We start from the raw sequence: 9,951 nt of genomic DNA, 5'->3' as shown, positions 1-9,951 counted from the left end.
GCGGACGCGTCACGGAACCCATGCTCAAAGGGTCCGACGGCGTCCACCGGCCGGTCACGTGGGGCCAAGACCAGTCTCCTGTACTACGTGGTAATTGATGATGTCCGTTCTATGGCTGAACTCTCCGAGGCCGGCACGCGCGGCGCCACCACCCCGCTGGTCCGTCAAACCGGGCGGCAGGTTTCGGCTGCAGAACCACCGCTGGCCGGTTCCTTGGGCGGAACCGGCCAGCATGGGCGTCGGGAGCTGAGGAAGCCCCTTTGTTTAGAGGGCTACTTCGAGGTATCCGTCCACGAGGCGGGTGCTGTAGGTCGCGAGCCGCAGTTCGGGGTTGGTGAAGCATTCGCCGGTTTCAAGGTCGTAGACTTCTTTGTGCAGCGGCGAGGCGATGGTGGGGCGTGATCCCCGGGAACCGACGATTCCCCGGGCCATGACGTTGGACAGCGTTGCCGGGTCCTGCTGGGATACTGCCAGGACCTCATCCGGCGTGGTGCGGAAGAGTGCTACTTGCTTGCCTCCGACCAGGGCAGCTTCGCCCCAAGCCGGTTCCAGCTCGTCGATTGCGCAGACGCGGTGCCAGCCGGACGCGGTCGGTGCGCCCTGCTGTTGTAGGTTTTCCCGATCCAGAATGACGGTCATTTCAGCCCCTATCGCTTAGCCTGCCGGTCGGGCGGATCCAATTCCGCCAGCCGGCGCGGGCCGTTTGCGGCCACAACTTCACGGTAGGCCTGCGATGTTTCGCCGGAATGCAATCAATGTGTCCTGTTCGTAAAGGAGACCTCACATCGGCGCATTCCTCACCGTGATGCCGAAGTTAAGCCCACGAAACAAAGGGGAAACTGACGCGAAACTGCGTGTCTTTAGTCTGAAGTGACAAGTCGCGGATGACGGTTCTGCGGCACATGCGAAAGGCCGCCAGTGACCGGACATACTTCCCCTTCAGAGCACCCGCGCCGTATTGTTGTCGCGGGCGGAGGCCCTGCGGCCCACCGTTTTGCCGATGCCATGCACACCCGCGGTCTTGAGGGCTGGCACGTCACGGTCCTGACCGAGGAAGCGCATCTTCCCTATGACCGGGTCACGCTGAGCAAGGCGCTCATCGAGGTGGACTACGACCTCACCCTCGGGCACGCGTCGATGTGGGACCACGATGCGCTGGACCTGCGCACCGGCGAGCGGGTGGTCAGGATCAACCCCGATGCCAAGTCCGTGGAAACCGCGGCCGGCAACAGCTACGAATACGACGCCCTCGTGGTCGCGACGGGTTCGAATGCCGCCCGCCTGCCCATCCCGGGCGCCGAGTTCACACATGTCTACCGCACGCTCGAAGACGTCTGGGCCATCAACGAAGCAATCACGAAGCTTACGGATAAGCTCGGCCGCAAGGTCAACGCTGTCACCATCGGCGGCGGCCTCCTGGGCCTCGAATCGGCCGCAGGCACGGAGCGGTTGGGCGCCACCCCGATCGTCATCGACGGCGCGTCCTGGCTGATGGCCACCCAGCTCGACGAAGGCGCCGGCCAGGCACTGGGACGCCTCATCAAAGACAAGGGCTTCGAAATCCACGGCGGCGTGTTCCCGTCCGAAGTATTGTCCGACGACGATGGCCAGGTCACCGGCGTCCTCATGGCCGACGGCCGCATCATCGACGCCGATATCGTGATCGTCGCGATCGGGGTCAGGCCGCGCGATGAGCTCTTCCGAGCACCGGAGGGAGAGGAACAGGTCTTCACGCTTGGCCCGCGCGGCGGCGTTGTCATTTCCGATGGTTGCGAGACCGAAATCCCCGGAATCTTCGCCATCGGTGAGGTCGCGAACTTTGAGGGCATGTGCCTGGGACTCGTGGCGCCGGCGAACACCATGGCCGAGATCGTGGCCGACCGGCTGCACGGCGGGCAAGCGACCTTCCCCGGTTTTGACACCGCCACCAAGCTCAAGCTCTCCGGCGTGGACGTGGCCAGCTTCGGCGACGCGTTCGCCAAGACCGAGCACTCCCTGGAAATCGTCTATGCCGACCCCGCCCGGGGCGTCTACCAGAAAATCGTCACCACCGACGACGCCAAGACCCTGCTCGGCGGCATCTTCGTCGGCGACGCCACCCCCTACATGAGCCTGCGCCCCCTGCTCGGCCGCGAACTCCCCGCCGAACCCGGCGCCTACCTGACCGCCGCCGGCGGCGGCGACGCCCCCGAAACCGAACTGCCCGACGACGCGATCCTGTGCTCCTGCAACAACGTCCCCGCCGAGACCATCCGCGACGCCATCAACGCGTGCGGGACGTGTGAAGGCAAGGAGCCGGTCCGCGACGTGCCAGACCTTAAGGCCTGCACCCGGGCCGGAACCCAGTGCGGCTCCTGCGTGCCGATGCTCAAGAAACTCCTCGAAGGGGAACTGAAGAAATCCGGCATCGAAGTCTCCAAGGCCCTGTGCGAGCACTTCAGCCTCTCCCGCCAGGAGCTCTTCGACGCGATCCGTGTCCTGGAACTGACCTCCTTCGAGGACATCCTGGCCAAATACGGCACGGGAGCGGGCTGCGACATCTGCAAGCCAACCATCGCCTCGATCCTGGCGTCGCAGCATTCCGCGTACGTGCTCGACGCCGGGCGCGGCACCCTGCAGGACACCAACGACCGTGCCCTGGCCAACATGCAAAAAGACGGCACCTACTCCGTAGTCCCCCGCATCCCGGGCGGGGAGATCACTCCCGACAAGCTCGTCGTCATCGGCACGATCGCCAAGAAGTACGGCCTGTACACGAAGATCACCGGCGGACAGCGGATCGACATGTTCGGGGCCCGCCTCGAACAACTCCCTCTCATCTGGGGCGAGCTCATTGACGCAGGCATGGAGTCCGGCCAGGCCTACGGCAAGAGCCTGCGCACCGTGAAATCCTGCGTCGGATCCACCTGGTGCCGCTTCGGCGTCCTCGACTCGGTCGCCATGGCCATCAACCTCGAGCTGCGCTACCGCGGCCTGCGCAGCCCGCACAAACTCAAAATGGGCGTCTCGGGCTGCGCCCGCGAATGCGCCGAAGCCCGCGGCAAGGACGTCGGCGTGATCGCGACTGCAGAAGGGTGGAACCTCTACGTCGGCGGCAACGGCGGCGCGAACCCCGCCCATGCCCAGCTCCTCGCCGGCGGCTTGGACGACGAGACCCTGGTCAAATACATCGACCGCTACTTTATGTACTACATCCGCACCGCCGACCGCCTCCAGCGCACCGCCCACTGGCAAGCCGAGCTCGACGGCGGCCTCGAGCACGTGCGCCAGGTGGTCGTCGAGGACTCCCTCGGCATCGCCGACGAGCTCGAAGCCGCCATGGCCAAGCACGTCGGGTCCTACGAGGACGAGTGGGCCGCGACCCTGAAAGACCCGGAACGGCTCCGCCGCTTCCGCTCCTTCGTCAACGCCCCCGAACAGAAAGACGAGGCCATCGCCTTCGTCCCGGAACGCGGCCAGATCCGCCCCGCCACCAACGAAGAAAAGAGCGCCGTCCTGATCGCCAGCACGATCCCCGTCCGCGGCCAGGACTAAGGAACAAGAAGCCATTCCTGCAGAGCCGGGTCGAGAACAAAGTCACGATTCTGCACGAGCAAAGGAACAAGGGGCGGACAACCACGAAAAATTCGAGGACCACGCAGCGGAGGCCGCATTCGCCGTTGTCCTGTTGGCTCCTGATGATCAGGGCGGGGTGATGAAACCTCGAGCCCGGCAGAACGTCGTGCTTGAGCTGGGGTATTCGTCAGCGACTTCTCCCAAGTCGGCGGCGGAGAAGGCGGCTACAACAACGACCACGAATCGGCAGCCAGCACCCGTCTCCGGGATCCGCTTTAGACACATCCACCCGTATCGTGCTGCAAATAATTGCAAGCGCGCTCCCCATCGTCTTGGCCGCGGCCGCGGTCGGTGTGGCCCTTCGCCAGCGTAGAGGGCGCCCCGCTCCGCTTGCCCTCGCAGTCGGGCGCTTTCAGGCGAAAAACTTCGAAACGCGCACCGACGCCCATGAGGGTCGGTGGTGGAATCCGCCGGTACGCGAACGACGGTAGGCAACACCGGTGGGTTCCATATCGCTGGCAAGCGACAAAGAAGGCACCTGATGCGACCAGGACCTCCCTCGCGACGACATTCCGGGACAACGCGTGCACGGGCCAAGACTGGCGCCGTGGGCGACAGCAAGCCTTGCATTATGCAATAGTTGTCGTATGCCAAATCTTCCTGATCTCCACATCGATGCCCTCCAGCGGGCCACGCGCGACTTGCTCGCCGTCGCCATGCGCAGTGTGGACGAGGTCACGGACCTTTCCATGCCGCAGATGCGCATGCTGTTCGCCCTTCACGACCACGGGACACTGCCCAGCGGCGCCCTCGCGCACGTCCTTGAAGTCTCCGGATCTTCGGTGACCCGGCTGGCCGACCGGCTGTGCGCAGGAGGGTACGTCCGGCGTTCCGCTTCTGCCGAAAACCGCAGCCTCGTCCTGCTTTCCCTGACCGATGAAGGCCGCAGTGCCGTTGAAGCCGTCCTCCGCCGGCGCGACGACGAGTTCCGGGACGCTCTCGCGCACCTCGACCCGGAGCTGCGGGACCAGCTCGCCGCCGGTCTCACCGCTCTCCATGGGCACCTCTCGGCGGCGTCGCTGAGCCGGGCGGTGGTCGCGTGACCAGCCACCGCGGCCATCAGTTGGGCGATTTCGCCGTCGACCGGCGGATGCTTCTGGTAGCGGCTCTCGCGATCCCGGTCGGGGCGCTCGGGGCCCTTGCGGCCTGGGCGCTCTTGGGCCTCATCGGCCTAGCAACAAACCTCTTCTTCTTCGGCCGCCTCTCGACAAGTCTCGTCGCCGTGGGCAGCGGACATCCGTGGTGGCAAGTACTCACATTGCCCATCGCCGGCGGACTCGTAATTGGGATCATGGCGCGGTTCGGTTCGGAAAAGATCCGCGGCCATGGAATGCCCGAGGCCATCGAATCCATCCTCGTTGGCGGCAGCCGGATCGCTCCGAAGGTCGCCGTCCTCAAGCCGGTCTCTGCCGCCATCAGCATCGGCTCGGGCGGCCCCTTCGGCGCCGAAGGGCCCATCATCATGACGGGTGGCGCGATCGGTTCGATCCTTGCCCAGCACCTCCACCTCACTGCGGACGAGCGCAAGACACTGCTCGTGGCGGGAGCGGCGTCCGGCATGGCTGCGACGTTCAATTCGCCGCTCGCGGCCGTGCTGCTCGCCGTCGAGCTGCTTTTGTTCGAATGGCGTCCACGCAGCTTCGTACCTGTGGCTGCCGGGGTCGCGGTCGCGACCATGGTGCGGGGCGTGATCCTCGGCACCGCACCGATCTTCCCCGTCTCGACCACCGGATTGCACCTGACCCCCGGTATCGAGGCGCTGGCCGCCGTGGTTGGCATCTCCGGCGCGATCGTCGCCGCCGGAGCAACCTGGCTCGTGTACCGGGCAGAGGACGCGTTCTCGCGGCTGCCCATCCACTGGATGTGGTGGCCGGCCATCGGCGGCCTCATCATAGGCGCAGGCGGTCTCATCGAGCCCCGCGCCCTTGGCGTCGGCTACGACGTGATCGACCAGCTGTTGACGGGGCACGCGACGACAGGGCTCATCATCGGCATCCTCGTGGTCAAGACGCTCATTTGGTCGCTGTCCCTGGGCAGCGGGACCTCCGGCGGTGTGCTCGCTCCGATCTTCATGATCGGCGCGGCACTCGGCGCAGCGGCGGGCCTTGTTTTGCCGGGCGTCATCCCGGGGTTCTGGGCGTTGCTCGGGCTCACCGCCGTCGTCGGAGGTGTCATGCGCTCGCCCCTCACGGGCGTGATCTTCACTCTCGAGCTGACGAACGCATGGGCTGTTGCACTCCCGCTGCTCATTGCCTCGGTGGTTGCCTACGGCGCTTCCGTTCTGTTCCTTCGACGTTCGGTGCTCACCGAGAAGATCGCGCGCCGAGGACTCCACCTGACCCGCGACTACACGACCGACCCGCTCGAGACCTTCTTCTGCGAGGACGTCATGCGCGCACCGACCGCTGCGCTCACCGAGGCAACGCCTGTGCTCCATCCGCGGGAAACACTCCGCCACGCCGCATACGTTCTCGCCCGGACGGGCGCGCCCGAGGCTGCGGTAGTGAACGACGACGGCACATGCCTTGGGCTCATCGGCCCGTCTGATTTGCTTGTTGCCAGGCTGCACGACCTCACCGAGGCGACGGACCGGGACCGCTCGCTCCGCTACCTCACGCGGGTGGGAATGCAAGGTAGCAATTGATCGACAGCACCTACGCGAACTTCGCCAGAGGGCTGGCCACCCGGATCATGGTCACCTCTTCCTGCAAACACCCGATTTTGAGAAACCGCAGACGATCCCGTCCATCTGGGGCCGCGAAGGCCAGAATTCCGCTCAGAACCCCTTCTCACTCAAATAACGCACAACCGCCTTCTGCGGCCGCATGGTTTTGCGAGATAGGTTGATGGGAGCCTCGCATAGATGACCGCACGAAGGAAATATGATGCCGCGTTCCGTGAGGAATCGGTTCGGCAGGTTTTGTCCTCGAACGGGCTGGTGAAGCAATGCGCCGAGGAGATGACGAGGAGCGCGCCCGGAACCACCCTCCCATCCGACGCCGATGAGATCGAGCAGTACACGTGCCCCCACTGCCAAGTCCAGCCGGGCTCGCCGTGCCGGTCCCGCTCCGGTGCCGTCGCCTCGACCTACCATACCGGCCGGTTCACCAAAGTCCACCGGCTGGCCAAGCAGCTGCGTGTGCCGACACCGGCCAACCGTGGACCGGGCCAGCCCTGGCGACCGGACACCCCGCCGCCAGCACCAATCCCCGCAGACACCCTAGGCGCGGACATCCGCGTCGGTTACGCCCGTTGCTCCCACGCGACCCAAGAACTCCAGTCCCAGCTGGATGCACTGGCCGCGCACGGCATTCCGCGCGAAAAGATCTTCGCCGAGAAGGTCTCCAGCCACCTGCGGGTGCGTCCGAAGTTCGAAGCCGCGCTGCAGGCAGCCCGGAAGATCAAAGCCCACGCCCCGCACTGCCGGGTCATCTTCACCGTCTACGAGATGAAACGGCTCGGGCGGGATTCCGCCGAGCTGACAGCGCTGGCCAATCACCTCAGCGCACACGGCATCGCCCTGGAGATCCTCGCCGGGCCACTCACCGGGATATACGACCCGACCGGCACCGGCCGGGTGCTGTTCGCGTTCTTCGCCGCGATGGCCGAAACCGAACGCGAGAACATCCGCGAAGCCACCCTCGAAGGCCTGAACACGGCCGCCCGCAAGGGAAACCACGGCGGACGCCCACCGGTCATCACCGACGACATGCTGCACACACTGCTGCGCCGCCGCAAGAACGGCGACTCCCTCCACGACATCCGCCACGACCTGATCATCCCCACCGGAAAACACAAAGGCCGCAACCCCAGCCTGGCCAGCATCTACAGGGCGCTCAGAGCACACGAAACGCCAGGCCCACCCGCAAGCAGATGACCAGGACCACGCCTACTTCCCCAGGCGCCAGCAAGGGCACATGACGCGACGAAACGACCGGGCTGCCGTGGTCAGCCGTGTCCGCCTGTTAGTCTTGGTGTGGCCGGTCCGGGACCCGATAGCAGGGTACGTGGCGGTCGCCTGCCCCCGAAATATGGCTCGATATCCGCCTGGCGCAGTACGACGCGGAGATCCGGAGGGTGATCTGCACGACGGATGAAATCGTCAAGTCAGATGCGTCAATCTTTCCTGGTTGGCTCCTGCTGCTGTTGACCGGGGCTGCCGAGGCTCCGGTCAAGGGCGGCCGCAGGCAGTCTCGCAGCGATCACGGCAGTGACCCTTGAGGACGGAGGGCAGCCCCGGTAGCCTCCCTACGGCACGGGCCAACCAGGAAAGCGCTGCCCGGTCTCATTCTTGCCGGGTTGGGTGAATTCGATTTTTTTCGCTCCGGCCGGCCGGTGAGGTTGCCAGTTGGAGATCAGCAATTGGTAGGCGCGTTCGGCGGTTTCGACGAGTTCGCGTTCCTCTCGGCGTAGCTGCTTGTCGTTGTAGGCGTATCCGGGTCCACGGTGCGCCACGGCGGGGAGCACCGGAGGTGAGCTCGAGTTTGCGGTGTTTGAACGCGACTAAGCTGGGCCGGGCGAACGCGTAGTCTTCCCCGCGGGTGTCCAGCGTCCAGGCCAAGGTGGCCAGCTTGCGTGCCGTGGCCACGACGGCGATCTGGAAGCCTCTGCGGGTCTTGATCCGTGAGTAGAACGCGTGCAGTGGCCCCGGGGCCAGTGCCGCGGTGAAGGCCGCTTCCACGAGCATGCCGCGGGCGTGGGCATTGCCTTGCTTGGTGATCCGGCCGTGGTACGCCGGTTGCCCACCAGACTGGCGGACCCTAGGATGAAGACCAAGATAGGCGACCAGCTTCTCGGCGCTCGGGAACCGCCCGAAGTCGCCCACCGCGGCGATCAACGCCATGGCCACGACCATGGACACCCCGGGAATCGTCATCAGCCTGCGTGCCGTGGCATCCGTGAGCGCTTCGGCTGCCAGAGCCTGCTCGTAGGAAACTAGACGACCCTTCTATGGTGATAAGTCAAGCCATGAGTGTCTGGAGTTGGCGGAAGATCTGACGGGCGATGAAGCGTTTGAGGCAGCGGCGGATTTCCCTTAGGCTCCTGCCTTCTGCGGTGCGACGCTCGATGTAGGCACGGGTGGCGGGGTCCGTGAGGCTTCGGGTCCGGGCGACGACGTCTAGTGCGCGGTTGAGTTGCCGGTCTCCGTACCGGTTGAGCCGGTGCCTGGTCGTGTTGCCTGAGGATGCCGGGATGGGGCTGGCGCCGGCGAGGGCTGCGAAGGCCGCTTCCGAGCGGACCCTGCCGTGGTGCGAGTAGGCGGCGAGGATAATCGCCGCGGTCACCGGACCAACCCCGCGGATGTCCAGGACTCCCGGGGCCATGAGCTCGGCATGCTCCGCCAGGGCGCGCTGGTTGTCCTCCAGCTCCGCGCCGATAGTGATGACGGCAGACGCGAGCCGCCGTGCTTCGGCCCGTGCGACGGCGGCGGCAGCACCGTCGCCCTGTCTGGCCCGCCAGCCTTGGACCGTCCTGATTTGGGCAGCGGTCAGCGGGGAGCGGGCGTCGATTCCCAGATCGAGGGTCCGCAGCAGGGCGGTCAGTGCGTTGCGCGCACTCGTGCGCTGGGTGTCCATCGAGCGCCGGGCCGCCAGGAGGATCCGAAGCGCTTCCCTTAGACCCTCGGCCCTCGGGCTGATGAGTTCTGTAGTGGCCGTTCCCAAGACTGTCCGGGCAGCGGCGACGGAGTCGATCGCGTCGGATTTGCCTTGAGCGTGGCGGGACTGTCGCCGGGGCGGCCTGGCCTCGCAGACGGCGAAACGCTCCACCTCGAGCAGGCGCGTCAGCCTTGCTCCGTAGGAGCTCGTCCCCTCGACCGCGACCAGGACATTGCCCGTCGCGGTGCGGCGGCGGATCCATTCCACCGCCCGGCTCATGCCTGGCCCGGTGGCGGGAAACGTGTCAGTCCCGACCACCGCGCCCGTCGAGGTGGCGAGGACCGAGAACGTGTGGGTTCTGGCGTGCGTGTCCACGCCGACGACGTGTGCGAATTGTTCCGCGACTATGGTCATTTGCTTGCTCCTATCCGAAGAGGTCCAGTCGGAACCAGCCGGGAGGATCACCCTGAGGCAAATCTCTAACGAGTCACGCAGCACCATCGTGGGCGGAGCGGACAGCCTTCTATCAAGCCATCGGAGTGGGCCGACTGCTCCCGGGACCTCGTGGGCGGACAGGTCGTCTATAAGACACCGCAGGCCGGGTCAGATATGAAGGGAGTCACGCCCCGGCGGTCCCGGAAAGCAGTCTGCCAACCAACCTCGGGCTGGTCACTACCCATTAGAGATATGAGGGGTTGCAGGTCCTTCCCGTCCGGTTCGGCCATTTTCGCCGGGGCGG

At 65.7% G+C, this 9,951-nt stretch carries 8 protein-coding genes; 5 read left to right on the top strand and 3 right to left on the bottom strand.

Annotated features, from left to right (window positions below):
• Nucleotides 1-264 precede the first annotated feature (264 nt).
• The gene (gene nirD, locus QRN45_RS20220) at nucleotides 265-639 is read right to left on the bottom strand and encodes a nitrite reductase small subunit NirD (RefSeq protein WP_284764473.1); all 375 of its coding nucleotides are present in this window, start codon (nucleotides 637-639) and stop codon (nucleotides 265-267) included.
• A 279-nt stretch (nucleotides 640-918) separates the two neighbouring features.
• Here nirD and nirB point away from each other — a divergent pair, with 279 nt between their 5' ends.
• The 5 genes from nirB to QRN45_RS20200 all read left to right on the top strand — a co-directional run bounded on the left by nirB (nucleotide 919) and on the right by QRN45_RS20200 (nucleotide 7,492).
• Nucleotides 919-3,534, top strand: coding sequence for a nitrite reductase large subunit NirB (nirB, locus tag QRN45_RS20215; protein WP_284764472.1), 2,616 nt, complete (start codon nucleotides 919-921; stop codon nucleotides 3,532-3,534).
• Between the two features lie 13 nt (nucleotides 3,535-3,547).
• Entirely contained in the window at nucleotides 3,548-3,928 is a 381-nt protein-coding gene (locus tag QRN45_RS20965; protein ID WP_350309794.1) for a TIR domain-containing protein, read from the top strand.
• A 274-nt stretch (nucleotides 3,929-4,202) separates the two neighbouring features.
• Nucleotides 4,203-4,658: a MarR family winged helix-turn-helix transcriptional regulator gene (locus tag QRN45_RS20210; protein WP_284764471.1), complete on the top strand. Its 456-nt coding sequence runs from the start codon at nucleotides 4,203-4,205 to the stop codon at nucleotides 4,656-4,658.
• Entirely contained in the window at nucleotides 4,655-6,259 is a 1,605-nt protein-coding gene (locus QRN45_RS20205; protein WP_284764470.1) for a chloride channel protein, read from the top strand. Before QRN45_RS20210 ends, QRN45_RS20205 begins: the two co-directional genes overlap by 4 nt.
• 219 nt (nucleotides 6,260-6,478) lie before the next feature.
• Nucleotides 6,479-7,492, top strand: coding sequence for a recombinase family protein (locus QRN45_RS20200; protein WP_284764469.1), 1,014 nt, complete (start codon nucleotides 6,479-6,481; stop codon nucleotides 7,490-7,492).
• Between the two features lie 408 nt (nucleotides 7,493-7,900).
• Here the strand turns inward: QRN45_RS20200 and QRN45_RS20195 are convergent, their stop codons facing one another.
• Nucleotides 7,901-8,491 (bottom strand): transposase, encoded by a 591-nt coding sequence (locus tag QRN45_RS20195; RefSeq protein ID WP_284764468.1) that lies wholly within the window; start codon nucleotides 8,489-8,491, stop codon nucleotides 7,901-7,903.
• An 85-nt stretch (nucleotides 8,492-8,576) separates the two neighbouring features.
• Nucleotides 8,577-9,626, bottom strand: a complete 1,050-nt coding sequence (locus tag QRN45_RS20190) for an IS110 family RNA-guided transposase (protein WP_284764466.1) — start codon at nucleotides 9,624-9,626, stop codon at nucleotides 8,577-8,579.
• Nucleotides 9,627-9,951 lie beyond the last annotated feature (325 nt).

It is taken from the genome of Arthrobacter sp. efr-133-R2A-63 (assembly GCF_030209795.1).
Taxonomy (GTDB): domain Bacteria; phylum Actinomycetota; class Actinomycetes; order Actinomycetales; family Micrococcaceae; genus Arthrobacter; species Arthrobacter bambusae_A.
Note: the sequence above shows the minus strand (reverse complement) of the source record. Positions and strands in the feature narration are given on the sequence as shown.

Excerpts from the sequence above, each read along its gene's own strand:
- nirD (WP_284764473.1), bottom strand. The coding sequence starts at position 639 with ATGACCGTCATTCTGGATCGGGAAAACCTACAACAGCAGGGCGCACCG.
- QRN45_RS20210 (WP_284764471.1), top strand. The coding sequence starts at position 4,203 with ATGCCAAATCTTCCTGATCTCCACATCGATGCCCTCCAGCGGGCCACG.
- QRN45_RS20200 (WP_284764469.1), top strand. The coding sequence starts at position 6,479 with ATGACCGCACGAAGGAAATATGATGCCGCGTTCCGTGAGGAATCGGTT.
- QRN45_RS20195 (WP_284764468.1), bottom strand. The coding sequence starts at position 8,491 with ATGACGATTCCCGGGGTGTCCATGGTCGTGGCCATGGCGTTGATCGCC.
- QRN45_RS20190 (WP_284764466.1), bottom strand. The coding sequence starts at position 9,626 with ATGACCATAGTCGCGGAACAATTCGCACACGTCGTCGGCGTGGACACG.